Source organism: Streptomyces sp. NPDC050759 (assembly GCF_044456945.1).
Classification (GTDB): Bacteria; Actinomycetota; Actinomycetes; order Streptomycetales; family Streptomycetaceae; genus Streptomyces.
Genome location: NZ_JBITGI010000003.1, coordinates 258432 through 282715 on the forward strand (window position 1 = coordinate 258432; position 24284 = coordinate 282715).

At 71.9% G+C, this 24284-nt stretch carries 27 protein-coding genes; 13 read left to right on the forward strand and 14 right to left on the reverse strand.

Features of this window, described 5'->3' with window-relative positions:
- Positions 1 to 96 precede the first annotated feature (96 nt).
- On the forward strand, positions 97 to 1227 hold the full coding sequence (locus tag ACIBJB_RS11120) for a sulfite oxidase (RefSeq protein WP_398928962.1): 1131 nt from the start codon (positions 97 to 99) through the stop codon (positions 1225 to 1227).
- A gap of 76 nt (positions 1228 to 1303) precedes the next feature.
- On the opposite strand, the gene ACIBJB_RS11125 is transcribed toward ACIBJB_RS11120, so the two are convergent.
- Positions 1304 to 1510 carry a hypothetical protein gene (locus ACIBJB_RS11125; protein ID WP_398928964.1) on the reverse strand — a complete coding sequence of 69 codons (207 nt, stop codon included), beginning with the start codon at positions 1508 to 1510 and terminating at the stop codon, positions 1304 to 1306.
- A 215-nt stretch (positions 1511 to 1725) separates the two neighbouring features.
- Here ACIBJB_RS11125 and ACIBJB_RS11130 point away from each other — a divergent pair, with 215 nt between their 5' ends.
- A complete protein-coding gene (locus ACIBJB_RS11130; RefSeq protein ID WP_398928966.1) occupies positions 1726 to 3960 on the forward strand; it encodes an MMPL family transporter in 2235 nt (744 codons plus the stop codon).
- Here the strand turns inward: ACIBJB_RS11130 and ACIBJB_RS11135 are convergent.
- The gene (locus tag ACIBJB_RS11135) at positions 3920 to 4999 is read right to left on the reverse strand and encodes a PP2C family protein-serine/threonine phosphatase (RefSeq protein WP_398929826.1); all 1080 of its coding nucleotides are present in this window, start codon (positions 4997 to 4999) and stop codon (positions 3920 to 3922) included. The genes ACIBJB_RS11130 and ACIBJB_RS11135 overlap by 41 nt on opposite strands.
- Before the next feature lie 68 nt (positions 5000 to 5067).
- On the reverse strand, positions 5068 to 6258 hold the full coding sequence (locus tag ACIBJB_RS11140; RefSeq protein ID WP_398928968.1) for a glycoside hydrolase family 64 protein: 1191 nt from the start codon (positions 6256 to 6258) through the stop codon (positions 5068 to 5070).
- A gap of 334 nt (positions 6259 to 6592) precedes the next feature.
- On the opposite strand from ACIBJB_RS11140, the gene ACIBJB_RS11145 reads away from it, so the two are divergent.
- Positions 6593 to 7489: a GNAT family N-acetyltransferase gene (locus ACIBJB_RS11145; protein ID WP_398928970.1), complete on the forward strand. Its 897-nt coding sequence runs from the start codon at positions 6593 to 6595 to the stop codon at positions 7487 to 7489.
- Positions 7490 to 7746: 257 nt separating this feature from the next.
- Here ACIBJB_RS11145 and ACIBJB_RS11150 read toward each other — a convergent pair whose 3' ends face one another.
- Positions 7747 to 8646: a Gfo/Idh/MocA family protein gene (locus tag ACIBJB_RS11150; RefSeq protein WP_398928972.1), complete on the reverse strand. Its 900-nt coding sequence runs from the start codon at positions 8644 to 8646 to the stop codon at positions 7747 to 7749.
- Positions 8647 to 8906: 260 nt separating this feature from the next.
- Here ACIBJB_RS11150 and ACIBJB_RS11155 point away from each other — a divergent pair, with 260 nt between their 5' ends.
- From ACIBJB_RS11155 to ACIBJB_RS11165, 3 genes are all read left to right on the forward strand, one after another.
- Positions 8907 to 9764 carry an aldo/keto reductase gene (locus tag ACIBJB_RS11155; RefSeq protein ID WP_398928974.1) on the forward strand — a complete coding sequence of 286 codons (858 nt, stop codon included), beginning with the start codon at positions 8907 to 8909 and terminating at the stop codon, positions 9762 to 9764.
- 125 nt (positions 9765 to 9889) lie between these two features.
- The gene (locus ACIBJB_RS11160) at positions 9890 to 10708 is read left to right on the forward strand and encodes an SAM-dependent methyltransferase (protein WP_398928976.1); all 819 of its coding nucleotides are present in this window, start codon (positions 9890 to 9892) and stop codon (positions 10706 to 10708) included.
- Between the two features lie 38 nt (positions 10709 to 10746).
- Entirely contained in the window at positions 10747 to 11415 is a 669-nt protein-coding gene (locus tag ACIBJB_RS11165; RefSeq protein ID WP_398929828.1) for a class I SAM-dependent methyltransferase, read from the forward strand.
- Positions 11416 to 11439: 24 nt separating this feature from the next.
- On the opposite strand, the gene ACIBJB_RS11170 is transcribed toward ACIBJB_RS11165, so the two are convergent.
- The gene (locus tag ACIBJB_RS11170; protein ID WP_398928978.1) at positions 11440 to 12357 is read right to left on the reverse strand and encodes a helix-turn-helix domain-containing protein; all 918 of its coding nucleotides are present in this window, start codon (positions 12355 to 12357) and stop codon (positions 11440 to 11442) included.
- A gap of 128 nt (positions 12358 to 12485) precedes the next feature.
- Positions 12486 to 12716, reverse strand: coding sequence for a DUF397 domain-containing protein (locus tag ACIBJB_RS11175; protein WP_306973014.1), 231 nt, complete (start codon positions 12714 to 12716; stop codon positions 12486 to 12488).
- 211 nt (positions 12717 to 12927) lie between these two features.
- On the opposite strand from ACIBJB_RS11175, the gene ACIBJB_RS11180 reads away from it, so the two are divergent.
- Both ACIBJB_RS11180 and ACIBJB_RS11185 read left to right on the forward strand, forming a co-directional pair.
- A complete protein-coding gene (locus tag ACIBJB_RS11180; RefSeq protein ID WP_398928980.1) occupies positions 12928 to 13470 on the forward strand; it encodes an ATP-binding protein in 543 nt (180 codons plus the stop codon).
- Positions 13471 to 13498: 28 nt separating this feature from the next.
- Positions 13499 to 14041, forward strand: coding sequence for a hypothetical protein (locus ACIBJB_RS11185; protein ID WP_398928982.1), 543 nt, complete (start codon positions 13499 to 13501; stop codon positions 14039 to 14041).
- A 149-nt stretch (positions 14042 to 14190) separates the two neighbouring features.
- Here the strand turns inward: ACIBJB_RS11185 and ACIBJB_RS11190 are convergent, their stop codons facing one another.
- Positions 14191 to 14547: a hypothetical protein gene (locus ACIBJB_RS11190; RefSeq protein ID WP_398928984.1), complete on the reverse strand. Its 357-nt coding sequence runs from the start codon at positions 14545 to 14547 to the stop codon at positions 14191 to 14193.
- A gap of 174 nt (positions 14548 to 14721) precedes the next feature.
- On the opposite strand from ACIBJB_RS11190, the gene ACIBJB_RS11195 reads away from it, so the two are divergent.
- Complete coding sequence (locus ACIBJB_RS11195; RefSeq protein ID WP_398928987.1) at positions 14722 to 14964, forward strand: DUF5133 domain-containing protein; 243 nt, start codon at positions 14722 to 14724, stop codon at positions 14962 to 14964.
- Positions 14965 to 14988: 24 nt separating this feature from the next.
- Here ACIBJB_RS11195 and ACIBJB_RS11200 read toward each other — a convergent pair whose 3' ends face one another.
- Positions 14989 to 15963, reverse strand: a complete 975-nt coding sequence (locus ACIBJB_RS11200) for a GlxA family transcriptional regulator (RefSeq protein WP_398928989.1) — start codon at positions 15961 to 15963, stop codon at positions 14989 to 14991.
- A 181-nt stretch (positions 15964 to 16144) separates the two neighbouring features.
- Between ACIBJB_RS11200 and ACIBJB_RS11205 the strand changes: the two genes are divergently transcribed.
- Together ACIBJB_RS11205 and ACIBJB_RS11210 are read left to right on the forward strand one after the other, a co-directional pair.
- Positions 16145 to 16600, forward strand: coding sequence for a hypothetical protein (locus ACIBJB_RS11205; protein ID WP_398928991.1), 456 nt, complete (start codon positions 16145 to 16147; stop codon positions 16598 to 16600).
- A 117-nt stretch (positions 16601 to 16717) separates the two neighbouring features.
- Entirely contained in the window at positions 16718 to 16933 is a 216-nt protein-coding gene (locus ACIBJB_RS11210) for a hypothetical protein (protein WP_007386716.1), read from the forward strand.
- A gap of 7 nt (positions 16934 to 16940) precedes the next feature.
- Here ACIBJB_RS11210 and tgmB read toward each other — a convergent pair whose 3' ends face one another.
- The 3 genes from tgmB to ACIBJB_RS11225 form a co-directional block, all read right to left on the reverse strand.
- Positions 16941 to 17915 (reverse strand): ATP-grasp ribosomal peptide maturase, encoded by a 975-nt coding sequence (gene tgmB, locus ACIBJB_RS11215; RefSeq protein ID WP_398928993.1) that lies wholly within the window; start codon positions 17913 to 17915, stop codon positions 16941 to 16943.
- Positions 17916 to 17932: 17 nt separating this feature from the next.
- Complete coding sequence (gene tgmA / locus ACIBJB_RS11220) at positions 17933 to 18124, reverse strand: putative ATP-grasp-modified RiPP (protein ID WP_031037338.1); 192 nt, start codon at positions 18122 to 18124, stop codon at positions 17933 to 17935.
- Positions 18125 to 18255: 131 nt separating this feature from the next.
- On the reverse strand, positions 18256 to 18573 hold the full coding sequence (locus tag ACIBJB_RS11225; RefSeq protein ID WP_398928995.1) for a YkvA family protein: 318 nt from the start codon (positions 18571 to 18573) through the stop codon (positions 18256 to 18258).
- Between the two features lie 213 nt (positions 18574 to 18786).
- Here ACIBJB_RS11225 and ACIBJB_RS11230 point away from each other — a divergent pair, with 213 nt between their 5' ends.
- On the forward strand, positions 18787 to 19815 hold the full coding sequence (locus ACIBJB_RS11230; RefSeq protein WP_398928998.1) for a hypothetical protein: 1029 nt from the start codon (positions 18787 to 18789) through the stop codon (positions 19813 to 19815).
- A 31-nt stretch (positions 19816 to 19846) separates the two neighbouring features.
- Here the strand turns inward: ACIBJB_RS11230 and ACIBJB_RS11235 are convergent, their stop codons facing one another.
- Genes ACIBJB_RS11235 through ACIBJB_RS11245 form a run of 3 tightly spaced genes read right to left on the reverse strand, consistent with a single transcriptional unit; the run spans position 19847 to position 23511 of the window.
- Positions 19847 to 21973, reverse strand: coding sequence for a xanthine dehydrogenase family protein molybdopterin-binding subunit (locus ACIBJB_RS11235; protein WP_398929000.1), 2127 nt, complete (start codon positions 21971 to 21973; stop codon positions 19847 to 19849).
- 9 nt (positions 21974 to 21982) lie between these two features.
- Positions 21983 to 22975, reverse strand: a complete 993-nt coding sequence (locus tag ACIBJB_RS11240; RefSeq protein WP_398929002.1) for an FAD binding domain-containing protein — start codon at positions 22973 to 22975, stop codon at positions 21983 to 21985.
- Positions 22972 to 23511 (reverse strand): (2Fe-2S)-binding protein, encoded by a 540-nt coding sequence (locus ACIBJB_RS11245; RefSeq protein WP_398929004.1) that lies wholly within the window; start codon positions 23509 to 23511, stop codon positions 22972 to 22974. Before ACIBJB_RS11245 ends, ACIBJB_RS11240 begins: the two co-directional genes overlap by 4 nt.
- 112 nt (positions 23512 to 23623) lie before the next feature.
- Here ACIBJB_RS11245 and ACIBJB_RS11250 point away from each other — a divergent pair, with 112 nt between their 5' ends.
- The gene (locus ACIBJB_RS11250) at positions 23624 to 24283 is read left to right on the forward strand and encodes a maleylpyruvate isomerase N-terminal domain-containing protein (RefSeq protein WP_398929006.1); all 660 of its coding nucleotides are present in this window, start codon (positions 23624 to 23626) and stop codon (positions 24281 to 24283) included.
- Position 24284 lies beyond the last annotated feature (1 nt).

Sequence of the window (24284 nt, forward strand, 5' to 3'; positions counted from 1 at the left end):
AACAGGAAACCGGTCGCTGGCGGGACAGCCGCCCCTGGCTTTCGGAGAAGTGGCGCGGACCGCGACAGCTCGGGCGGACGGCGGGACAATACGGCCATGGGCCACCGACTCGCCGACACCAGCACCCCCGCCCGGCTCGCCGCCCCCGACGAGGGCATCGGCCGGGACGAACTGGCGCTCGCCACCCGCAACCACGGTCTGCCGCTCGAGGCGATGCGCCACGACCTCACCCCGCCCGGCCTGCACTACGTCCTCACGCACTACGACATCCCGTACGTCCCCGAGGACACCCCCTGGCAGCTCGGGGTCGGAGGCAGGGTCCGCCGCCCGCTCACCCTGACCCCGGCCGAGCTGCGTTCCCTGCCGCGCGTCACCACCAGGGTGACCATGGAGTGCGCGGGCAACGGCCGGGCCCTGCTCACGCCCCGCCCGGTCAGCCAGCCCTGGCTGGTCGAGGCCGTCGGCACCGCCGAGTGGACCGGCGTACCGCTGCGGCTGCTGCTCGCCGAGGCCGGAGTGGAGGCCGATGCCGTCGACGTGGTGTGCACCGGCGCCGACCACGGAGTGGAGCGCGGCGTCGAACAGGACTACCAGCGGGCCCTGCCCCTCGGCGTGGCCACCGGTACCGAGCCCGACGTCCTGGTCGCCTACGAGATGAACGGCACCCCGCTGCCCCCGCAGCACGGTTACCCGCTCCGGCTCGTCGTGCCCGGCTGGTACGGCATGGCTCATGTGAAGTGGCTGCGCGAGATCACCGTCACCGACACGCCCTTCACCGGGTTCCAGCAGACCGTCGCCTACCGGCTCCGGCAGCACCCCGGGGACGAGGGCGAACCGGTCACCCGGATCGCGCCGCGCGCCCTGCTCGTCCCGCCCGGATTCCCGGACTTCATGTCCCGGGCCCGCGTGGTCCGGCCGGGGGCCGTCACGCTGGAGGGGCGCGCCTGGTCGGGGCGGGCGCCCGTGACCCGCGCCGAGGTCAGCACGGACGCGGGACGGTCCTGGCACGAGGCGGAACTCGAACCGGACGCCGGTCACCGCTGGGCGTGGCGGCGCTGGCGCTTCAACTGGCGCGCGGAGCCCGGCGCGTACGTACTCAGCGCCCGGGGCACCGACGCCGAGGGACACACCCAGCCGCTGGAACAGCCCTGGAACCGGGGCGGCTTCGCCAACAACCTCGTGCAGCGCGTCGAAGTGCTGTGCCTGGACGAGGAGTCCGGGAACTGACGTACGGCAGCGCCTTGGATCTACGGTGCTGCCGTCGCCGTAGATCCAACAACGCCCGCGGGGCATTGGGCCGTGGTCAGGGCAGCAGCTTGTCGAGCGCTGCCGGGCCCTCCGCCGCGAGCTTGCGCCGGGCCCACTCGAGACTGTGCGGGGTGATGTCCTTGCCCGAGGCAAGGACGAGGTCCTCCGGCGACACCTCGGTGCCGGTACGGGCGTGGAGCAGGTGGTCCGGGGTGGTGCGGTCCTCGGACGACCGGGACGCGTCGGGCTGTGACGTCGGCATGATCTCTGCTCCTCGGATCCGGATCGCTGTGCGGTCCCGGTGGTGTCAACGGGTCCGCTATCACCATTCAACGCCAGGGCCGACCTTGCATCCGGAAGCAGCCGGAGCGGGCCCCGTCCGCGGTCGTCGGCGGGACGGATGCCGGGATGCCCGGATGATCCGGCAGGCGTGTAATGGGAGTACTGATCGCTCGGGGCCGGCAGGGAAGACGACACATGTCCACCACCCGCAACAGGTCCAAGGGCGCCCTGCGCAGGCTGGGGGAGTGGTGCGCCCGGCATTTCGTGATCGTCCTGGTGGCCTGGCTCGTGGCCCTGGTCGCCCTGCAGATGCTGAACCGGTCCTTCGGCGGGGACTACTCCGACAACTTCGCCCTGCCCGGCGTCCAGTCGCAGGACGGCCTCGACGTCCTGAAGAAGCACGACCCGGCGGCCGGGGGTTACGGCAGCCAGATCGTCCTCCACGACGGTGACAAGGCGCTCACCTCGCTCGACTCGCAGGTCTCCACGACCGTCACCGATCTCCAGAAGCTGCCGCACGTCCTGTCGGCGCAGAACCCGCTGTCCACGCCTGCCTCGAAGGTCGGGCCGCTGTCGTCGGACGCGAAGACGGCCTACATCACCGTCCGCTTCGACGTGCAGCCCTCGACCCTGGGCGACGGCTACCTCCATGGTGTCGACGACGCCGTACAGCCCCTGCGGGCGGCCGGCGTCGACGTCGAGTACGGCGGCCCGCTCGGCGAACTCGCGCGGCCCGCCGCCGACGACCGGGTGAGCGAGCTGATCGGGTTCGCCGTGGCGATCGTCGTCCTGCTCGTCGGCTTCGGCAGTGTGATCGCCGCCGGAATCCCCCTGCTGACCGCCTTGATCAGTGTGATCGGGGGGCTCGCCTGCCTCGGCCTGCTGGCCTCGGCGTTCACCTTCGCGACCGTTTCGCCCACCCTGGCCACGATGATCGGCCTGGGCGTCGGCATCGACTACGCGCTCTTCCAGCTCACCCGCCACCGGCAGAGCCTGATGAACGGGAAGGACCCGGTGCTCGCGGCCGGCGGGGCCACCGCCACCAGCGGGCGGGCCGTGCTGGTCTCCGGCTGCACGGTGATCATCGCCCTGGCGGGGCTGTCCGTGTCCGGGGTCTCGTTCATCGCGAAACTCGGGGTCGCCGCCGCCGTCACGGTCGTCTCCGCCGTCCTGGGCGCCCTGACCCTGGTCCCTGCCCTGCTGGGACTGATCGGCACCCGGATCGACCGCTACCGGGTGCGCCGTCCGGTCGCCGAGACGAACACCGCCGAGGGCGAGACGCAGCAGGGGACCTGGCACCGCTACGCCCAGCGGGTCGAGCGGCGGCCGTGGCGTTACCTGGCCGCGGGCGTGACAGCCGTCGTCGTCCTCGCCATCCCGGTGTTCTCCCTCCAGCTCGGTCACATCGGCGACGGCGCCGACCCCACCTCCTTCACCGACCGGCGCGCCTACGACCTGATGACCGACGCCTTCGGCCCCGGCTCCAACGGCCCCCTCACCGTCGTCATCGACCAGACGTCCGTACCGTCGTCCCAGCGCTCGTCCCTGTCCTCCCAGGCGCAGAAGACCCTCGGCGGCGTGTCCGGCGCCGCCACGGTCACCCAGCTGACCCCCACCACGGACGGGGACGTCCTGCTCGCCACCGTCTACTCCGAGCAGTCCCCGCAGAGCGCCACCACCACCGACCTCACCAACCGCCTGGTCGACACCACCCTGCCCGCCGCGGTCACCGGCACCGACGCCAAGGGATACGTCACCGGCACGACCGCGGCCCAGGTCGACTTCCGCGACATCGTCGCCGGCCGGCTGCCGCTGATCATCGGTGTGGTCGTCGCCCTCGCCTTCCTGATCATCCTCGCCGTCTTCCGCGGACTGCTCGTCGCCGTCAAGGCGGCCGTCCTCAACGTCCTGTCCATCGCCGCCTCCTACGGTGTCGTCGTCGCCGTCTTCCAGTGGGGCTGGGGTGGTCCGGCGCTCGGCGTCTCCGGCAAGGTGCCCATCGAGAGCTATGTGCCGATGATGATGTTCGCGATCATCTTCGGGCTCAGCATGGACTACGAGATCTTCCTGCTCTCCCGGATCCACGAGGCCTGGCTGCGCACCGGGGACGCCAAAGCCTCCGTCGCGCACGCGCTGGAGATCACCGCCCGGGTCATCACCTGCGCCGCCCTGATCATGATGAGCGTCTTCGCGGCCTTCATCGTCAGCGACAACATCGTGGTCAAGATGCTCGGACTGGGCCTCGCGGTGAGCGTGCTGATCGACGCGACCGTCGTACGGCTGCTCATGGTCCCCGCCGTCATGACCCTGCTCGGACGGCACGCCTGGTGGACACCCCACTGGCTCGACCGGATGCTCCCGCACATCGACGCCGAGGGGAACGGGGCGGTCAGCCGGGCTCCGGCTTCCCCGGAGCGAGAACGAGCATAGTGACGTCGTCCTGGAGCTCCGGGGCGTAGCGCACGAGGTCGGCCCACACCCCCTCGACGAGCTCCGGGAGGTCACCCGCGAACCCGGTGATCCGGTCGAGCAACGGGTAGAACACTCCGGCGGTGTCCCGCGCCTCCCAGACTCCGTCCGAGGCCAGGAAGAGCCGGTCGCCGGGCCGCAGCGGGACCGTGACGGCGGTCGGCGGCTTGGCGCCGGGCAGGCCCAGGCCGAGCGGGGTGCCGACCGGGACGTCGAGCTCCAGGGCCCGCCCGTCGCGCAGCAGAACCGGGCCGGGCTGCCCGCACGCCACGATCCGCACGGCTCTCGCTCCGACGCCGAAGTCCAGCACCACCGCTGTCGCGAACAGCTCCGAGTGCCGTACGCCCGCGGAGTCCACCACCAGCCTGCGGTCCAGCCGCGCGGCCACCGACTCGGGATCCGGCCGGTCCAGCACCGCCTCCCGGAAGGCCCCCAGCAGCGAGGCGACGGTCGAGACGGCCGACAGCCCGTGCCCCTGGACGTCGCCCATGACCACCCGCACCCCGCAGGGCCCCTCCCGGACATCGAAGAAGTCACCCCCGACCAGCGTCCCGCGCTGCGCGGCCCGGTACAGCCCCGCACACCGCACGCCTCCCACCCGCTCCGGCAGCGGTGGCACGACGGCCCGCTGCGCGGCCTCCGCGACCGCACGCTCCGTCACCAGCTGGGCGTCCCGCCGACTCCGTACGAACGACACGACCACACTGAGCGCCGCGACGAAGCCCACGGTCAGCAGATCCGTGCTGCCCGGATCGTTCAGCCGGAAGGCCGGCACGTTCAGCACGACCAGGACGGACACGCCGAGCACCGCGGTCGCCGCCGGTCCGTACGACAGCACGGCCAGCGGCGGGATGGCGCCCAGCAGGAACCCGATGTCGAGCGGACCGGGGCTGACGAGGGTCGCCACACACACCCCCACCAGCAGCACGGCGGGCAGCACCCGTACCCAGCCCGGCGGCGGCGCGCCCCGCAGCCAGCTCCGCCGGTCCCGGTCGCGCACTCCGCTCACACCACTACGCTGCTACGACCCGACCGGCCCCGCACCCCGAACCGCTCGCCGGGCCGCCTCTAGAACGGCGTGAGCGTCAGCCGGATCCCCGTCGGCGCCGTGTCCTGGATGTAGGAGGCGAAGTCGGCCACGTCGTCGAAGGCGAAGCCGTACGCCTTGCCGTCCTCCGTGGCCGCGTGCATGGCCTTGGCGTAGTGGTTGGTGAGCGCGGTCCGGTAGAAGGAGGCGGGGTCGGTGGTCGGCTGGGCGGCGGTGCTCACCAGCGTCGACCGGTTGAACCCGGCACCGAGCACCGCGGCGACCGGCCCTGTCGTGCCGTCGTTGGGAGCGGCGAGCGCGCCGTCGCAGAAGAGCACGTCCCGGGTCGACGGCCGGGCGAAGGACACCTGCGCGGGCCCGTCGAACACGAGCTGCCCGCCGCGGACCCTGCCGGTGAAGGTGCCCGCGTTCGTGGTGACGGTCAAGTCCTTGCCGGTGTACGTGCTCCACACCTCGTCGATGTACGGCGCGAAGTAGTCCGCCGGGAACAGGCCGGCGTCCAGACCGTGACCCGGCGCGATGACCCGCCTGTCGTCCACGACCAGCGGCGCGAACTCCTCCACCTGGCGTACGGCGTCGAAGGCACCGGCCCGCCCGGAGGCGCGCAGGGTGCCCGTCGTCTGGTCCCGCGCGCCGGTCAGCCGGATGCTCAGCGGCACGCTGAACATGTCCACCATGGTCGTGTTGCAGAACATGCCCGCCGAGTTGTACGTGAACTCGGCGCAGTCGTGCAGCACCGGGTAGTTCGGATCCGAGGCCACCCAGCCCGCCGGGTACTGGAGGGCGGGGTTGCCGTTGCCGTCGGTGACGACCTTGAACTTCAGCTTCGCGCCCAGGGACACGTAGATCCGGCCGGACAGGTAGGGGAGCGACAGCCGGGTCTCGCCGCTGCCGGCCAGGCCTATCGCGTAGTCGGTGTAGCCGTCGGCGCCGTTGTCGGACAGGGCGACCGGGGCGAGGGTGCCTTCCGGGGTGACGCGGACCTGCCTGCCGTCCTGGTTGCCCACGATGTAGACGTGGACGTTCGCGTTGTCGAAGGCGCCGGTGTTGTTGACGACGGTCAGCGGCAGGGCTCCGGCCGCCGTGGTGCGGTTGCCCTCGGCGAGGGCGTGGGGGGCCAGTGCGGCGACGGCGGGTGCGGCCGCCATCACCCCACCGAGGGCGAAGAGGACTTTGCGGCGGCCGAGGTGGCGCTGGTGACGAGGCGTCATGTGGGGGATCTCCTCGGAGAATTGAGAGCGCTCTCACGATGTGGACGAGGCCCGATGGTAAGGACGGCGGGCTCTTCGGCATACAGAGCGGACAGCGTTTAATCCGGCCTTAAGGACCGTTTAAGCGGCAACCGCGGGACCGTGCGTGCGCCGCGAAAACCGATGGACGCCGGCCCCGACGATCCCGTAGCGTGAGCCGCCACGCCCGGAGACCAGCGGAAGGAGGCGAGTGCCGTGCAGTTCACCCTCGTTCCGCGCTCCCTCTCCGTCGCCCCGGCGTGCCTCGTCTGACCGGGAGCGCTCCACGCAGTACGTATCCCGGAGGAATCCACCCATGACCGATCTGGTCATCCGCGCGCTCGACGAGCGCGAAGCCCCTCTCTTCGACGCTCTGCCCGACCCTCTCGGCGCCCGTGAGTCCCACCGGCTCACCCGGCACCGCCCCGACTGGAAGCGCGTCGCCCTGCGCGACGGCAAGGTCGTGGCCCGCGGCGCCTGGTGGGGCGGCCCGGACGACACCGCACCCATCAACGTCAACTGGTTCGATGTCGCCGAAGGCGAGGAGGAGGCCGGCGCCGAACTCCTGCGCACCGCCCCCTGGCAGGTCGGACTCGAGATGAACCTGCCCGCGGGCTGGCGCGAGGATCCCGAGCTGCGGGCCGCCGCCAAGGCCCGCTCCACCGCCGTGGAAAAGGCCGGGTACGAGCTCCTGGTCGAGCGGTTCCTCTACCGGTGGACGCCGGAGCGCGGGCTGCCCGAGCGGCCCGGACGCCTCGAGTTCCGGCCCGAACCGGACGACGCGGTCTTCTTCGACCTGCTGCGGCGCATCCATTCCGCCACCCTCGACGCGCACGCCCTCAAGGCCATCGAGGAGGACGGACTCGACCGGGCCGCCCAGGAGGAACTCGACTTCTTCCACTGGTGCCCCTCGCCGCGCGAGTGGTGGCAGATCGCCCACACCCCGCAGGGAGACGTGGCCGGGATCCACATTCCCGCGCACAACCCCTCCGGGCCCTGCATCGGGTTCATCGGAGTGGTGCCGGAACAGCGGGGTCACGGCTATGCCTACGACCTGCTCGCCGAGTGCACCCACTATCTGGTCGAACGGGGCGCCGAGTTCGTCTCCGGCGCGACGGACCGGGGGAACTTCCCCATGGCCGCGAACTTCGCCAAGGCGGGCTATCCCGTCGTACGGGAACGCGTGAACTACCGTCCCCTGCACGCCGGCTGAGCCCTCGTCCGGCACTGACGGCCGGTCCGGCTGTCAGTGCCGGGTGCCATGCTGGTGGTCGTGGTGGTCGTGGTGGTCGTGGTGGTCGTGGTGGTCGTGGTGGTCGTGGTGATCGTCGGCTCGGTGCGGGCAGGCGTGGTGCACTCGCCGTGCGGTCCCGTGCCCGAGTTCCTGCCGCACTTCCAGGGTGACCGGGTCTGGTCCGGTGGAGCGATGAGCTCTTCGACGAGGACGCTCCGGGCGACTGCGCCGCCGGCCTACGCCGTGGGCGCGCCGGCCCCGGCGTCCAGCAGGGCCTCCGTCGCCACGAGGATCTCGGTGACGCGCAGGCCGAACGCGGCGTCGCACGGGTGTGCCTGCCCGGTGCGGGCAGCGGCGAGCAGTCCGTCGGCGGCCCGGAGCACGGCGGGCACGACACCCTCGGACGACTCCGGGAGCTGGACGACCCCGCTAGCGCCCCGCAGTTCGAGGCCGACTCCCGCGGCCGCGGGCGGAGCCGTGAGACTCAGCGTCAGGGTGCTCGACGCGCCGCCGGTGTGCCTCAGGACCAGATGGACGGTGTCCCCGGGACCGTGCGCGGCCGCCGCCACCTCACGCACATCGCCCAGCACCGGCAGCAGCACCGACAGAGCATGGGGACCCACGTCCCACAGGGCGCCCTTCTCCTGCCGCCACGGTGAGTCGGCGAAAGGGCTGTCTTCGGTGAACACCGACCCCAGCCATTCCGCCCGCGCCGTGAACCAGCCCTCCACGCCCGCCTGTTCACCGATCCACGCCTCGGTCTCGGTGAGGAAGCGCGAGGTGAAGAACACCACCGAGGCGACCTTGGTCTCGCGGACGGCATCGACCACCGCCCGCCCCTGCTCGACCGTCGTCGCCAGGGGCTTGTCCAGCAGCAGATGGCATCCCGCCCGCGCGGCCCGCGCCGCGAGGTCGGCCTGCACGGCGGGCGGAAGGGCGACCGCCACGGCGTCCACGTCGGCGAGCAACGCGTCGACATCGTCGTACGCGCGCGTGCCGTGCTCGGCGGCCAGCTCCTCGGCGGCCTCCGCGCGACGGCCCCACACGCCGGCGAAGTCCAGCTCCGGATGCGCGCCGAGCGCGGGGGCGTGGGCCATCCTGGCCCAGGGACCGGTGCCGAGCAGTCCGATACGCATGCCGCCGCCTCTCTCGCCGTACTGCGGAATCTCACGACGACCGGACTGGATCATCTGGCGGTCGAGGCGAGGGTGTCACACCGACGCAGCGGACCCGCAACCGCGTCTCGCCACCCGGTCGGCTCGGAAGCGGCACGGTCCGGGATTCAGCACTCCCGTCGCTGAATGCGTTCTCATTCTTCTATTGGACCTTCGGCGTGTGCGGCGGCCAGTCTGAGGAGAGCCCAGATCCGCGTGACAGGCGAAAGAGGTCCAAGGCCATGCACACCCGCCGCATCGGTGATGTCGAAGTGAGCTCGATCGGTCTGGGCGCCATGCCCATGTCCATCGAGGGACGGCCGGACGAGGAACGCTCCATCGCCACCATCCACGCCGCGCTCGACGCGGGCGTGACCCTGATCGACACCGCGGACGCCTACCACCGGGACGCCGACGAGGTCGGCCACAACGAGACCTTGATCGCCAAGGCCCTCGCCTCCCACGACCTCGGCGGTGACGTCCTCGTCGCCACGAAGGGCGGGCATCTGCGCCCCGGCGACGGAAGTTGGACGCTCGACGGCAGCCCCCGGCACCTGAAGGACGCATGCGAGGCCTCGCTGAGCCGGCTGGGTGTGGAGGCGATCGGGCTGTACCAGTTCCACCGCCCCGACCCCCGGGTCCCCTACGAGGAGTCCGTCGGCGCCGTGCGCGACCTCCTCGACGAGGGCAAGATCCTCCATGCGGGCATCTCCAACGCGAACCCCGACCAGATCCGGCTGGCCAACGAGATCCTCGGCGGCCGACTGGTCTCCGTGCAGAACCAGTTCTCCCCGGCCTTCCGCTCCAGCGAACCGGAACTGCGGCTCTGCGACGAACTGGGCATCGCCTTCCTGCCCTGGAGCCCCCTGGGCGGTATCACCCGGGCGGGTGAACTGGGGTCGGCGCACTCCCCGTTCGCGCGCATCGCCGAGAAGCACGGGGTGAGCCCGCAGCGAGTCTGCCTGGCGTGGATGCTCGCCAAGTCGCCGGTGGTCGTACCGATCCCGGGCGCGAGCCGCCCCGAGACCATCCGCGACTCGCTCGCCGCCGCCGACCTCGTGCTCGGCGCGGACGAACTCGCGGAGCTGGACGCCGCCTGAACCCTCGCCCGCCCGGCCCCGCCGGTGCCTTCCGCCCGTGTGCGGACTGGCACCGGCGATCGTGGTGTCTCTAGGATGGACTACCTGTCCTGCCAGGCCAGTTGGCGGAACAAGCTGGGGGAAAGATGAGCACCGGTAAGAAGCTGTCCACGGAGATCGACGCCTCCGTACCCACGGCCGCGCGCATGTACGACCACTATCTGGGCGGCAAGGACAACTACGCGGCCGACCGGGCCGCCTGCGAGGAACTCGACAAGGTCGTTCCCAGCACCCGCAGGCTCGCCGTGAACAACCGGCGCTTCCTCCAGCGGGTGGTGCGGACCCTCTCGACGGAGTACGGCATCCGGCAGTACCTGGACCACGGCTCCGGCCTGCCCACCCAGGACAACGTCCACCAGGTGGCCCAGCGCATCGACCCCACCACACACGTGGTCTACGTCGACAACGACCCGATGGTCCTCGTCCACGGCCGGGCGCTGCTCGAGCAGGACGAGCGCACCGCCGTCATCCACGCGGACATGCGGGAGACCGATGCGATCTTCGACCACGAGGACACCCGGCGGCTGATCGACTTCTCGCAGCCCGTCGCCGTGCTGTTCAACTCCGTCATGCACTGCATCCCCGACAGCGAGACGGACGGGCCGGCCGCGCTGGCCCGCCGGGTGCGCGAGCGGCTCGCGCCCGGCAGCTTCATGGTGATGTGCCAGCTGGTCAGCGGAGACCCCGAAGTCCGCGACTTCGTCACCGACTTCATGGCCCAGGCGACCCAGGGTCACTGGGGCCGGGTGCGTGAGGAGAAGGACGTCGCCGAGTGGTTCGAGGGACTGGAGATCCTCGAACCGGGTCTCGTGGAGGTCTCCACCTGGCGCCCCGACTCCGAGGTGGCCCCCCGCCAGCTCACCCACGAGTGGATCGAGTTCGGCGGCGTCGCCCGACTCGTCTGACCCGGGGCCCGAGCGCCCCTGGCGGGAGAGGGCACGTCCTGCGCCGGTGGTGTACTCGTGTCGGCAACAGCCCGATCCGGGCCCATTCCTGGTGGGACGGCTTCTACGCGGACCGCTCCAGGCCCGTTCCCTCCTTCGTGCCGAAGCCGGACGAGAACCTGGTGTCGTACCTCGGCCGCGGCCTCATCACCCCGGGCCGCGGCCTCGACCTGGGCCGCGGCCTCGACCTGGGCTGCGGGCCGGCCCGCAACGCGCTGCATCTCGACTTCGAGGTCGACGCCGTCGCCAGGGAGCGGGCGCACGAGACGGCCGCCGACGTCCGCTTCGTGTGCGGCGATGCCTTCTCACTGGCGGACACCGGGCTTGGCGGCCCCTACGATCTGATCTACGACTCCGGCTGCTTCCATCATCTGCCGCCGCACCGTCGGGTCAGCTACCTGGCGCTCCTGGAACGGCACCTCGCACCCGGCGGCCGCTTCGGCATCGTCTGCTTCGCCGAGGGGGCCGTGGGATCGGACCTGCCGGACGCGGAGGTGTATCGCCAGGGCCGACTCGACGGCGGTCTCGCCTACTCGGCCCGGTCCCTGCGCCGGATCTTCCAGGACCTGACGGAGATCGAACTACGGCGCATGAGCGACGAGTCGCCCGACTCCTCCTGTTTCGGCGAACCCTTCCTCTGGGCAGGACTGTTCGGCCGTGACCACTGAGAGAACCTGCGTCCGCGCCGGTTCTCAGCCGCCGTAACGCTGCTCCATCGTCTGCCGCAACAGCCGCAGCGAGTCCCGGGGTTCGAGCGCGTCGTCCGCCAGCCGGTCCAGGGCGAGCCGGTACTCCTCCGTCTCGTCCCGGTCCTCCAGGAAGTTCGCGCTCTTGATGTGCTCCAGATAGACGACGTCCGGCAGATCGAGCCCCCCGAAGCGGAGGTAGGTGATCGGGATGGCCGGAGCGGACGCGTTGGTCACGTCCAAGGGGACGACCTGCACGGTCACATGGGGGCGCTGAGCCATGTCGACGAGGTGCGCCAGCTGTGCCCGCATGATCTCGCGGCTGCCCAGCACTCGCAGCAGCACCGACTCGTCGATCACCGCCCACAGCTGCGGGGGGTCCGCGCGCTGCAGCAACTGTGCACGCCGGGTGCGCAGTTCGACGCGTCGCGCCACCTCGCCGGCCGCCGCGGTCGGCAGGCCGCGTTCCACCACGGCCCGCGTGTAGTCCGGGGTCTGCAGCAGGCCGGGGACGTACTGGATCTCGAAGGTACGGATGGCCGCGGCCGCCTCCTGGAGCCCGACCAGGCGGTCGAACCACTCGGGCATCAGCCGCTTGTCGTACCGCTGCCACCAGCCCGGATCACCGGCCCGCTGCAACAGCTTGAGCAAAACGGAGGCCTCGTAGTCATCTGTGCCGTACAGCTGGAGCAGGGCGCGCACGTCACTCTCCGACGGGGGCTTGCGGCCCTTGCCCGACTCGATCCGGGACAGCTTCGCCGGGCTGAACCCGAGGGCCCGCGCCGCCTGGTCCTGGGCGAGCCCGGCATCCTCGCGGAATCCCGCCAACTGGACGCCGACCAGCATCTTCAGCAGGGTGGGAGCCGGCTCGGACCGGTCCAGATACGGTTCCAGGCGGGAGGTGCGATGGGACGCGGCGGACATCCTGACTCCCAGTAAACCGGCACAGAGACGACTCACACTATCGCACGCAGGGTGGCCGTTCCGCATCATTCCGTAGGTGCCGGTGGCGGCACGGGAGTTGGGGCCACCGGCACCACGCGTCCCGCACCTCACAGGAGGTGGTCGAACTCACCGTCCTTCGCGCCGGCGAGGAACGCCGCGACCTCGGCCGGTGTGTAGACCAGGGCGGGACCGTCGGGATCACGGGAGTTGCGCAGCGCGACGCCGCCGTCGACGAGTGTGGCCACTTCGACGCAGTTGCCCTCGGCGTTGCTGTGCCGGCTCTTGACCCAGCGGGCGTCGAGCGAACTCGCCCGCACTCCGTTCTGCACTGGTGGCACTGCAGTCTCCTTGCTGTTCACGTTCTTCGCCGGGCGCCGTGCCCGGCCGTGCGGGGTGGGGCAGGGGTGCACAACCGCAACCTTCGTGGCCCCGCCCCATGTTCGCGCAATTTCTCGTGCAATTGCACGCGGACGCCTTCAGCGTGGATAATAGCTCCAGCGTCGACCCCTGCGGTTGCGCCCCGTCTTGACGTCGCATCAAGGAGATGCCGTGTCGTCACCTGCGAATCATGCGATCCGGCCGCCGAGCCAGGCTGTGCCGGAGGCGGGTGATGCGGGCCCGGCCGGTGAGACCCCGCGGCATCCGACTCCCGCCGGCGCACAGCGGCGCCCGGGCCTCCTCGACACCGCCGCGCTGCTCGTCAGTTGCAGCAGGGAGGGTTTCGCCCGGGCCCGCGCCTTCACCCGCGAGACGCTGAGCTGCTGGTCCCTCGACCACCGCAGCGACGACGCCACCCTCGTGATCACCGAACTCGCGGCCAACGCCGTGGCGCACGCGGTGCTCCCGCCCGCGGCGGGCGGTGCGGCCGAGGTGTGGCTGGGGTTGTCCCTGGACCCCGCCCATCTGCTGGTGACCGTCTCCGACCCCGCAGACGAGCCGCCCGCGTACACGCCCGCCGACGTCACCGCCCTGCGGGAGCACGGCCGTGGCCTGTACATCGTCGACGCCCTGGCTCAGGAGTGGGGCTGGACCTCGCGGCCCCCGGCCGGCAAGTCGGTCTGGGCCAAGTTGTCGACCGCCCCTCCTCCCTGACATGACTGCCGTGGAAAGGTCTCACGCCATGCGCACCGCTCCGGACCAGCCGAGCAACGAGCGCACCAGCCGCCCCGTGCCCACGACCGGGGTGGCGTCGACCACGCCCCTCGCGGCGCTGAGCCGGGTCCCCTGGGCCGAGATCCAGGACTCCACCGGCTGCGCCGCGGCCATCCCCCTGCTCCTCAACAGCGTGGCCTGGGGTGACCCCGACACTGCCAGTGCCGCACTCGGCGACCTGCGCAAGCGGATCTGCCAGTACGGCTTCGTCGTGGAGCAGGCCACCGCCGCCACGGTCCCCTTCCTCTGGGAACTCGCCCAACTGCCCCAGGTGACCTGCCGGGCGGAGATCATCCAGCTGCTGCGGAGCATCGCCGGCGCCCGCCAGTGGGAGAGCACGGCGGCTGTCTACCCCAAGCTGCTCAACCATCGCGAGAACCCCGTGGTGTGGGAGCGCCAGGCCCGTCAGGCCGTTCGCGCCAAGAGTGGCGTCCTCAGTCGGCTGATGGCCGACGAGGACACCGAGATCGCCCACGCCACCACGGAACTCGCCCGCGCTCTGGACGAGTAGGGGTCCTCCCGGAAGCCCGGGAGTCGACGATCACACGATCGAGCTAACTCGACCTCATGCACACGTCGCGGCCAAGGCCCCCACGAGGAACTCCTACGCCGCGCCGCACGCCGGACAAGTCGCCCGAGGCACGGCCCGCCTGCCGCGCGTCACGCCGCGCTGCTCCGTGGCACCCGGCGGGGGCACGCCGAGTCGTGGTCGGTGCCGCAGCTTGTCCACCAGCGTTCACAGCACGCGGTGTCGAGCTCGGCGCGGACGATGTCGTCGGCGGCCCCCGCACCGGGCCCGCCGGGACCCGCCGCCCGCCTCCTCATGTCGGCCAGGGCGCGTCGTTGGTCGCAGAGCACGCTCTCCCGCACGACCGCGATGACCGGGACCAGGCTCGCGGCGGCGAACAGGCACACGGCCCACGGGGGTCCGTGACGCAGCGCGAGGACCGCGGTCCAGGCCAGTCCGGTGCTCGTCGCGAGGTAGAGGGCGCTGAGGAGGCCTGCGGAGCGGCTCATGGGCGTATACCGTTCATGGTGCGAGGGATGCCCCTTGTTCAACGGTTTGCGGCGCTTGGGGAAGCGGGTCCGGGCGCACGATATTGCGCCAATCGCGTGCCGGGCGGCAGCGGATGGGATTGAGCCGGTGCAGATGGGGCATACGCAGCGAAAAATTCGAGAGAGGGGCGCTTCGTGCTCGTTCCGGACCCGAAGGCCGTCAGGACCCTGCTGACCCGGTATGCGTCATTGAGGATCGCGCAGGCGGAGAGGGAGAGACCGGCGACGGCTCGCGAGCTGGAGGACGTCAGTTACACACTGTGCGTGATGATGGGCACCACCGACGTCCGTGAAGCGGTCGCCAGGGCCGACGCCCTGCTGCCGGCCGCCGGATCTGCGGACCCGGACGGCGAGAACAGCCTGCCACTGGCCGGGTGACACCGGGCCGGACCCGGCGGGCGGTCAGGAGCGCGCCCCCGCCGGGACGGCCTCCTTCGCGTGAAAGGCCGCGCGGTAAGCCTGCGGAGTGGTGCCGACGACCCGGCGGAAGCGTTCCCTGAACGCCGTGGGGGAGCCGAACCCCGCCTGCCGCGCGATCCGTTCGACCGGGTGGCCGGTGTTCTCCAGCAGGTACTGGGCGCGCCGCACCCGGGCCCGCAACAGCCACTGCAGAGGCGTGCTGCCCGTCTGTTCGCGGAATCGGCGGCTGAAGGTGCGCTCGCTCATCCCCGAACGGGCGGCCATCGCCCCGAGGGTGATCTCGTGGGCCAGATTGTCCTCGACCCACTCCAGAAGCGGCTCCAGCGTCGACCCGCGGGGTACCGGCGGGTGGTCGTACACGATGAACTGAGCCTGTCCGCCCTCCCGTTCGAGGGGCATCACCGACATCCGGGCGGCGTGCGCGGCGACCGCCGAGCCCAAGTCCCGGCGGATCATGTGCAGACACATGTCGAGGGCCGCCGCCGCACCCGCGGAGGTCAGGATCTGACCGTTGTCGACGTACAGCACGTCCGGCTGGACCTCGACGGCGGGGAAGCGCCGCGCGAGGTCGTCCGCGGCCACCCAGTGCGTGGTGGCGCGCAGGCCGTCCAGGAGCCCGGCCTCCGCCAGCACGAACGCGCCCACGCACACGGACGCGATCCGGGTGCCGGCCGCCGCGGCCTCCCGCAGTGCGGTCAGCGCGCGCGGGGAGGGCGGCCCGGCGGTGGGGGAGCAGCCCGGCACGATGACCGTGTCCGCCTCCGCGAGGGCGTCGAGCCCGTGCTCGACCCGCAGGGTGAAACCGCCGTCCGCGCGCACTTCCGGAGACTCGGCGCACAGCCGGACGCGGTAGGCGGGACGGCCGTCGGGCAGCTGTGTCCAGTCGAACACCTGCATGGGTGCCGCCATGTCGAACGGCACCACATCGTCGAGAACCAGGATCACCACGGAGTGCATGACCGCCACGATAGGCGGATTCCCGCCAGAGCAACGACCACGGGAACAGAGGGGAATTCCCTGCCGGAGGCGTTGGCGGGAATCCGTTGGAACCTGTCGTTTCAGCCCCTGTGTGATCACTCGGCGCGTTCCTAGGGTGAGCGGGCACCGCCGACCGCACCGGAGAAGGACACGCCACCCCATGACCAAGTTCCTGCTGACCCTGCACGTCCTCGTCGCCATCGTCGCCGTGGGGCCGGTGACCGTCGCGGCCAGCATGTTCCCGCCGGCGGTCCGCCGGGCCCACGAGGAGGAGGCCGGGGTCGGCACGGTACGGCTGCTGCACCGCATCTGCCGGGTCTACGCCGGCATCGGCATCGCGGTCCCTGTCCTCGGCATCGCCACCGGAGCCGCGATGGGCGTCCTGGGCGACGCATGGCTGACCACGTCCATGGCTCTGACCGCCGCGGCCGCCGGAGTCCTCGCCGCCTTCGTCCTGCCCCGGCAGGGCGAACTGCTCGAGGAACTGACCGGGCAGGGGAGCGTCGAACGCCGCAGCATCGTCCAACTGGCCATGTTCACCGGCATCTTCAACCTTCTGTGGGCGACCGTGACGATCCTGATGATCGTCCGCCCGGGGTCCACCACCGGCGCATGACCGCCCGCCGGCCGTCAAGCCCGACACCGGAATTCGTACGTCGGTGCGTGGAGGCGCCTAGACTCGTCAACCGTGCCCATACGCGTGGGCCCGCGAAAACGAAAGGCGCGTTGACGGGTGTTCCAGGATTCCCCCATCTACGACCGACTCGTCGCCGAGCGCGGCGACGTCCCCGCTCTAGTCCGCAGGGAGGCCGAGCGCGTACGCAGGGAACTGGAGTACGTCATGCGGCCGCTGCAGTCCCTCATGCCCCCACCCGTCCCCGAGCGCCCGGCCTCGCCCGGCCAGGGATGGGTGCCCGCCCTTCCGCCCGCCGCCCCACGACCCTACTGACCCGGTCTCAGGACACCGTGGTGTCCGCCCCGTTGGCGCGGGAGCGCGGGTCCGGACCGGGCCTGGCCAGCCACTCGGCGATACTGCGCGCGATCGGCTGGCCCGTCTCCACCTCGACGAAGCCGAACTGTCCCGACTGGTTGCACTCCAGGAACCACCAGGTGCCGTCCCCGTCCTCGGCGAAGTCGAAGGCGCCGTAAGCCAGTTCGGCCGCCCGGAGATAGTCCCGGACGGCCGCGGCCACCCGCGGCGGGACATCGGTGGGCTCCCAGGAGGAGGTGGGCGGGGCGAAACGGACGTCCACCTCGTCATCGGCCCCGGTGGCCTTCCGGGCGGCCAGCATGGTCTCGCCCACGACGGTCAGGCGTATGTCGGCCCGTTTGGCGACCCGCCGTTGCAGCAGTGTGGGCCCGAACGCGACGGCCGAGAAGTCGGCGTCCGGTGCGACCCGGCTGGTCGGCACCGCCCGCGGCGGATCCTGGGGGTGCGCGCCGGAGACCGGCTTGACCACCAGGTCGGGATAGCGCTCGGCGAACTCGCGGGCGGCCTGCGGGAACGTCGTCACGATCGTGGCCGGGACGGGCAGTCCGCAGCGCTGGGCCAGCCGTAGCTGCCAGGGCTTGTGACGGGCCCGGCGGGCCGGGTCGGGGTGGTTCATCCAGCGGGCGTCGCTGCCCCGGAGCATGCCGTACAGCGCCTGGGCGGACTCCTCGGTCAGCCAGTCGGAGGGCGCGGCCGCCCGCGCCGCGGGGGTGCCCGGACGGCGGACCCAGATCGAGCGCAGCCCGGAGATGCCCACCAGACGGCCGCCGACCGACAGATGGCCGCGGAAGGTGCCATGGACGTACTCCCCGGACAGTGCGACACCGTCGGTCAGGTCGGCCGGGTCGAGCCGGACCACCGGTACCCCCGTGGCGTTGAGGTGCACGACGACCATGTCGGCCGTCACGTCCTCTTCGCAGGTAAGAATCAACACGGTCATGTGTCGGCGACCTGTGTTCAGTCGTCGAAGTGAGTCTTGGAGCCCGCCGTGCTCGTGGTGGTCCCCAGTTCCCTCATCAGCGCGTGGTCGCGGGCCGCGACCCGGCCGTCCATGAGCACGTTCAACTGCAGCCCGGAGTCGTAGACGTACGGAGTGGTCGCCTCCAACGTCGCTGCCGGACGTGCGTAGTTGAGCGCGAACGGTTGCATCGTCTCTCCCTCGCCGGTACTGCCTCTCACCGACGGCCTCTCCCCACGACGCCGTCAGGTCAGCCGACTTCCTTCGGCTTCCAGAGACTTATACGAATCGAACGAGTGATTGGTTTCCTTACACTGCGTAATCACGGTCGGCGGGACGTCTCCCGGTCGCGCTCGTCGAGCCGGAGCGCCGCCCGGTCGGCGGGGGAGCCGCGCAGAGTGCGCAGGGCGAGCAGCAGGACGCCGATGTCGTCGAGGTACACCGGGTCCGGCACCAGATCGGTGGGCAGGACGAAGTACAACAGGGCGCCCCAGAAGACCCAGCGGGGCCCGGTGGGAAGCCCCGCCCGCCGCAGACCGCGCCGGGTTCTCACGAGTCGCACCAGCAGTCCCACGGCCAGCGCCAGCGCCAGCGCCGCGAGTACAGCGGCGACGACGATCAGTGCTGTGGTCGTATCCACGGGCCGACCTCCTCCTCCGGGCGCCGTGCGGCGCACTGTCTGACGGATTCCCGCATCCGGTCCCGCTAAGGCTCGCCGGAGGGCGGCAGTCACACCCATGGCTCATCCGAGTGGCACGCCGTCGGGTACCCGCTTACGAATGGGTCATCGCAACGTCGCGGTCGCACGACGGGGGCGCGTAGGAGCGACCGCACTCTTTGTCTGGAGCAGAGCATGACCACCGGCCCGTCAGCAGCCAACCCGAACGATTCCGCCATACCGATGGACGGGTCGTACGGCGATCCCGTCGGCGACCTGGTGCGTGCCGCCGTGGCCGACCGTCCCCTGGAGGACGTGGTCCACCTCATCACCCTGCTGGAAGAGTCGCCCCAGTACGCGCAGGCCACGGGTGCGGCCCTCCGTGCCGTCGGCGTGGACCGGTCCGTGGAGGACCTCACCCGACTCGTCGCCCTGCTGACCCGGCCGCCACGGGACCCGGACAGCGCCGACGAGGCGATCCGGGCCGCCGTCGAGTCCCGTCCGGTGGAGGAGGTGACCCGCCTCGTGGCCTTGCTGAACCGGTCCGAACTGCAGTCCCACTGCGGTCAGGAGGCGGTGCGCGCGGCGGCGACCGGCCGGCCCGTGGAGGAACTCGTCGAGCTCATCGGCCGGCTGGCGACGGAAAGGCCCCCGCCGCCCCCGCAGCCGTCGTACGAGGCGTACGACGGGGAGGGACGGCCCGGACCGGAGCTGCCCTGGATGCCGGGTCTGAGTGTGTTCCCGGCCCCGCCACCGCATCCCCCCGCGCCGAGGTGGCCCCGAAAGGCGCCGGCGTGGCCGGGCAGGCTCGCCGCCCTGGCGTTGCTGGTCTGCGGTGTCCTCTGCTTCCCCGTCCACCAGGAGGGGGCGTCCCTGCAGGTGTACGGACTCGCGCTCGGGGTGTCGGTCCTGTGTGTCCTGCTCGCCGTGCTGATGATCCGGCCCACCCTTCCGGTCCTGGTCCTCGCGGTCGTCGTGCCGACCGGGGTGGCCGCGGGCCAGTTGCTCGACGGGCGGTTCCGCTCCGAGGGGCTCGCCCGGGCCCTCGATTTGCCGCTCGCGCCGGCCTGGCTCGCGGGGACGGTGGCCGCGTGCGCGTCGCTGGCCGCGCTGACCGCGTTGGTGGTGCACCTCGCCTCTCCGACACCGCCGAACGGCGTCCTGACGGAGCGGCGGACGGCGGAGCCGGCCCGCGAGGCGGCCGACGCTCCGCTGGCCCCCTAGGGGCCTTCTGATGGATCTCCGTGGAAGGCCCCTAGCCCGCTGAAGAGCCGCCCCTCTCCCGGATGCCGCTCAGTACGCGGTCCGGTGTGAGGGGCAGCTCGCGCAGGCGCACGCCGGTGGCGTGGAAGACAGCGTTGCCGATCGCGGCCGCCGTCCCCACGATGCCGATCTCGCCGATGCCCTTGCTGCCCATGGGGTTGAGGCGGGAGTCGTCCTCGTCGATCCAGTGCGCCTCGATGTCGGGCACGTCGGCGTGGGCGGGCACGTGGTACGCGGCCAGATCGGACTCGGTGAAGTCACCGAACGCGGCGTCCAGTGTGCTGCCCTCGGTCAGCGCCATGCCGAGGCCCATGGTCATGCCGCCGACGAACTGGGAGCGGGCGGTACGGGAGTTGAGGATGTGCCCGGCGGCATACACCCCCAGCAGCCTGCGGACCCGGGTCTCGCCGGTGACCGTGTCGACAGTGACCTCCGCGAAGTGGGCGCCGAAGGCGTGCCGGGCGAAGGGGCTGTCGGCGTCCGCCCGGCCGGCCGTGTCGGCACGGACCTCGATCCCCTCGGCCGGCAGCGGCCCCTCGGCCAGGCGCTCCGCGAGCCGGGTGCACGCCTCGTGCACCGCCCAGCCCCAGGAGGCGGTGCCCGACGAGCCGCCGGCCAGCGACGCGGCGGGCAGCTCGCTGCTGCCCACCTCGGTCCGCACCCGGGCCACCGGCACGGCGAGCGCGTCCGCGGCGATCTGCGCGAGCACGGTCCGGGCGCCCGTGCCGATGTCGGTGGCGTTGATCCGTACGAGGAAGGTCCCGTCGGGCAGCGCCCGTGCCGCCGCCGTGGACGGCTGGACCAGAACCGGATACATGGCGGCCGCGACCCCCGACCCCACCAGGAGCGGGCCCTCGGCGCGGGAGCGCGGCCGAGGGTCCCGCTCGGCCCAGTCGAAGCGCCGGGCGCCCTCGCGCAGACACTCGACCAGGTGCCTGCTGCTGAAGGGCTTGCCGCTGTCGGGCTCGGTGCCCGGTTCGTTGACGATCCTCAACTCCACCGGATCCAGGCCGAGTTCGGTCGCCAGTTCGTCCATGGCCGACTCCAGGGCGTACATGCCGGGAGCCTCGCCGGGGGCCCGCATCCAGGACGGGGTGGGCACGTCGAGCGGCGCCACGCGGTGCGCCGTACGGGAGTCGGGGGCGGCGTACATCACGCGTGCGGGCACGGCGGCCTGCTCCACGAACTCCTTGATCCGCGAGGTGTGGGTGGTGACCTCATGGATCAGGGAGGTGAGCCGTCCGTCGGGGTGGGCCCCGAGACGCAGTCGGTGCAGGGTGGGGGCCCGGTGTCCGACGGTGGCGGGCAGGAAGCGGCGGGGGAGCGCCAGGGTGACCGGCCGTCCGGTGTGCCGGGCCGCCATCGCGGCGAGCACCACGTCGGGGCGGGGTGTGCCCTTGGACCCGAAACCGCCGCCCACGTGCTCGGCGAAAACGGTGACGTGTTCCTCCGGGAGGCCGAACAGGCCGGCCAGGACGGCGCGTACGGCCGTGGAGCCCTGTGTGGAGGTGCGCACCGTGAGCCGGCCGTCGTGCCACTCGGCCGTCGTGGCGTGCGGTTCCATCGGGTGGTTGTGCAGCGGAGGGACCCGGTAGTCGACGTCCACCCGGACCTCGGCGGACGCGAACACGCCCTCGGGATCGCCGTGTTCACGGCTTCCCGGGTATCCGCCGTTGGCCTGCTCGGGGATGTACGCGTCCGGGTGCGTGGTGGTGAGGAGGACGTCGTGGTCCTCCACGGCGTAGTCGACGCGCACGGCCGCGGCACCGGCGCGGGCGGCCTCCAGGGTCTCGCCCACCACCAGGGCGACGAACCAACCGTGGTGCGGGACACGGGAGTCGCGCAGGACGCCGAGCGTGGGGTCCTCCGGCTCGGACAGCCTCGGCGCGTTCTCGTGGGTGAGCACCGCCAGGACACCGGGCACGTCCAGAGCGGCCGCCGTGTCGATGCCGGTGACCCGGCCCCGGGCGATCGAGGCGGGCACGGGCCAGGCGTGGGCGCGGCCGGGACCGGGCTGTTCGGCTGCGTAGCGGGCGGTGCCGGTGACCTTCTCCCGGCCTTCGCGGCGCTCCACGGGAGCACCCAGAGCGGGGGCGGCGGCTTGCACAGGGGTCTCCATGCGTCCTCCTCAGGTCCTGGCGGCCGCGGTGAGCCGGGTCAGGACGTCCAGGGCGAGCGAGCGCGCCAGGGGCAGCTTGTAGGCGTTGTCCCGCAGGGGCTCGGCGGCGGAGAGCTCCAGGTCGACCGCGTGCTCGCACGCGGCCGCCGTGGGCGCGGCGCCCACCAGCGCCTGCTCGGCCCGCCGCGCCCGCCACGGCCGGTGCGCCAGCGCGCCGAAGGCGATCCCGGCATGGTCGACCACCCCGTCCGTCACCCGCACCACGGCGGCCACCGAGGCGAGGGCGAAGGCGTACGACGCCCGGTCCCTGGCCTTGCGATAGGCGGACGGCAGCCCGGCCGAGGCCGCCGGCAGCAGCACTCCGGTGACGAGTTCGCCGGGGAGGATCTCGGTGTCCCGCTCGGGATGCTCCCCCGGGAGGCGGTGGAATTCGGCCACGGGCACGCTCCGGGCGCCCTCGGTGCCGTACAACTCGACGCGGGCGTCCAGCGCGGCGAGCGCGACGGCCATGTCCGAGGGGTGGGTGGCGATGCAGTGCGGGGAGTGCCCGAGTACCGCGTGGTCCCGGTGCACGCCCTCACGTGCGCCGCAACCACTGCCCGGCGCCCGCTTGTTGCAGGGTTTGGAGACGTCCTGGAAGTACGGGCAGCGGGTGCGCTGGAGCAGGTTGCCGCCCGTGGTGGCCGCGTTGCGCAGCTGCCCCGAGGCGCCCGCGAGCAGGGCCTGGGAGAGAGCCGGGTAGCGGTCGCGGACGACCGGATGGGCCGCCAGGTCGCTGTTGCGGACCATGGCGCCGACGCGCAGCGAGCCGTCCGGGAGCTCCTGGACCTCGTCCAGGGGCAGCCGGCTGACGTCGACGAGGACGTCCGGCTGTTCGACGCCGAGCTTCATCAGGTCGACCAGGTTGGTGCCGCCGCCGAGGTAGCGGGCGCCGGGACGGGCGGCGAAGAGCTCGGCCGCCTCTTCGGGGCTGGAGGCCCGTACGTAGTCGAAGGTCTTCACCGGATCACGTCCTCGACCGCGTCGACGATGCGTGGATAGGCGCCGCAGCGGCACAGGTTGCCGCTGAGCCGCTCGCGGATCTCGTCCCGGTCCAGCGGTACGGGACGGCCGGCCGGCGCCTCGCCGGTGACGTGCGAGGGGTGGCCCGCCGCGGCCTCGTCGAGCATGCCGAGCGCCGAACAGAGCTGGCCGGGGGTGCAGTAGCCGCACTGGAAGGCGTCGCGGTCGAGGAAGGCCTGTTGCAGGGGGTGCAGTTGCTCCCCGTCGCCGCCGAGGCCCTCGACGGTCCGGACCTCGCTGCCGTCCAGGGCGACCGCGAGCAGCAGACAGCTGTTGACCCGGCGCCCGTCCACCAGGACCGTGCAGGCGCCGCACTGTCCGTGGTCGCAGCCCTTCCTGGCACCCCACAGGTCCAGATCCTCGCGCAGGACGTCGAGCAGGACGCGCCGGTGGTCCACGAGGAGGGTGTGGGGTTTGCCGTTGACCGTGAGCGTCGTCTCCGAGCAGGTGGCGTTGTCGCTGTTCTCGCCGCTCATATGGACGGTGACCTTCCGGACGGGCCGAGGTGCTGTCCCCACCGCGTATCCACAGCGGGCCCTCCGACACCTCCCGTCACCCAGGAAAGAGAGCCCTGCCTAGGCTGGCGCCATGAACGCAGACGTCTTGCGCGCCGCCTACGAGGCCTTCGCGGCCGTCGTACGCCCCCTCGGGGACGAGGAGTCCTGGCGACCCGCCGGCTGCGCGGGCTGGGCGGTCCGCGACCTGGTCTTCCACTGTGCCGGGGACGCCCAGCGCGCCCTGGTCGCCCTGCACACGCCCGCTGCCGGATGGCCCGACCGGGACGCCGTGACGTACTGGCGGGACTGGGCGCCGGACCCGGCCGGCGCGGCGAACGGACGGCGCTTCAACCGGGTGAGCGCCAGCATGTTCCTCGACTTCCGCCAGCTGCGCGACCTGTACCTGGAGACCACCGCGGCTGCCGTGAACGCCGTCACGGACGCCCGGCCGGATCTGCGGGTCGCCACTCAGGGCCATGTGCTGACGGCCGGGGACCTCATGCTCACCCTCGCCGTCGAGGCCACCGTGCACCACCTCGACCTCGTCACCGACCTGCCGGAGGCCGTCGGGCCGTCCCCGGCGGGCCTGGCCGCGGTGCGTGCCACCCTCGACGGTCTCCTCGGCCGGCCCGTTCCGCTCGACTGGAGTGACGAGCACTGCGCCCGCGCCGCCACCGGACGCACGCCGCTCACAGACCCCGAACGCCAGGCGCTCGGAGCCGACGCGGACCGCTTTCCGCTGTTCAGCTGAT

What these genes read in the sequence shown, in the direction of transcription:
- ACIBJB_RS11145 (WP_398928970.1), top strand. Translation starts at nt 6,593, where the DNA reads ATGACCGATCTGGTCATCCGCGCGCTCGACGAGCGCGAAGCCCCTCTC.
- ACIBJB_RS11200 (WP_398928989.1), bottom strand. Translation starts at nt 15,963, where the DNA reads ATGCACTCCGTGGTGATCCTGGTTCTCGACGATGTGGTGCCGTTCGAC.
- ACIBJB_RS11250 (WP_398929006.1), top strand. Translation starts at nt 23,624, where the DNA reads ATGAACGCAGACGTCTTGCGCGCCGCCTACGAGGCCTTCGCGGCCGTC.
- ACIBJB_RS11170 (WP_398928978.1), bottom strand. Translation starts at nt 12,357, where the DNA reads ATGTCCGCCGCGTCCCATCGCACCTCCCGCCTGGAACCGTATCTGGAC.
- ACIBJB_RS11150 (WP_398928972.1), bottom strand. Translation starts at nt 8,646, where the DNA reads ATGCGTATCGGACTGCTCGGCACCGGTCCCTGGGCCAGGATGGCCCAC.
- ACIBJB_RS11245 (WP_398929004.1), bottom strand. Translation starts at nt 23,511, where the DNA reads ATGAGCGGCGAGAACAGCGACAACGCCACCTGCTCGGAGACGACGCTC.
- ACIBJB_RS11140 (WP_398928968.1), bottom strand. Translation starts at nt 6,258, where the DNA reads ATGACGCCTCGTCACCAGCGCCACCTCGGCCGCCGCAAAGTCCTCTTC.
- ACIBJB_RS11120 (WP_398928962.1), top strand. Translation starts at nt 97, where the DNA reads ATGGGCCACCGACTCGCCGACACCAGCACCCCCGCCCGGCTCGCCGCC.
- ACIBJB_RS11230 (WP_398928998.1), top strand. Translation starts at nt 18,787, where the DNA reads ATGACCACCGGCCCGTCAGCAGCCAACCCGAACGATTCCGCCATACCG.
- ACIBJB_RS11160 (WP_398928976.1), top strand. Translation starts at nt 9,890, where the DNA reads ATGAGCACCGGTAAGAAGCTGTCCACGGAGATCGACGCCTCCGTACCC.
- ACIBJB_RS11190 (WP_398928984.1), bottom strand. Translation starts at nt 14,547, where the DNA reads ATGAGCCGCTCCGCAGGCCTCCTCAGCGCCCTCTACCTCGCGACGAGC.
- tgmB (WP_398928993.1), bottom strand. Translation starts at nt 17,915, where the DNA reads ATGACCGTGTTGATTCTTACCTGCGAAGAGGACGTGACGGCCGACATG.
- ACIBJB_RS11185 (WP_398928982.1), top strand. Translation starts at nt 13,499, where the DNA reads ATGCGCACCGCTCCGGACCAGCCGAGCAACGAGCGCACCAGCCGCCCC.
- ACIBJB_RS11125 (WP_398928964.1), bottom strand. Translation starts at nt 1,510, where the DNA reads ATGCCGACGTCACAGCCCGACGCGTCCCGGTCGTCCGAGGACCGCACC.
- ACIBJB_RS11205 (WP_398928991.1), top strand. Translation starts at nt 16,145, where the DNA reads ATGACCAAGTTCCTGCTGACCCTGCACGTCCTCGTCGCCATCGTCGCC.
- tgmA (WP_031037338.1), bottom strand. Translation starts at nt 18,124, where the DNA reads ATGCAACCGTTCGCGCTCAACTACGCACGTCCGGCAGCGACGTTGGAG.
- ACIBJB_RS11130 (WP_398928966.1), top strand. Translation starts at nt 1,726, where the DNA reads ATGTCCACCACCCGCAACAGGTCCAAGGGCGCCCTGCGCAGGCTGGGG.
- ACIBJB_RS11235 (WP_398929000.1), bottom strand. Translation starts at nt 21,973, where the DNA reads ATGGAGACCCCTGTGCAAGCCGCCGCCCCCGCTCTGGGTGCTCCCGTG.
- ACIBJB_RS11155 (WP_398928974.1), top strand. Translation starts at nt 8,907, where the DNA reads ATGCACACCCGCCGCATCGGTGATGTCGAAGTGAGCTCGATCGGTCTG.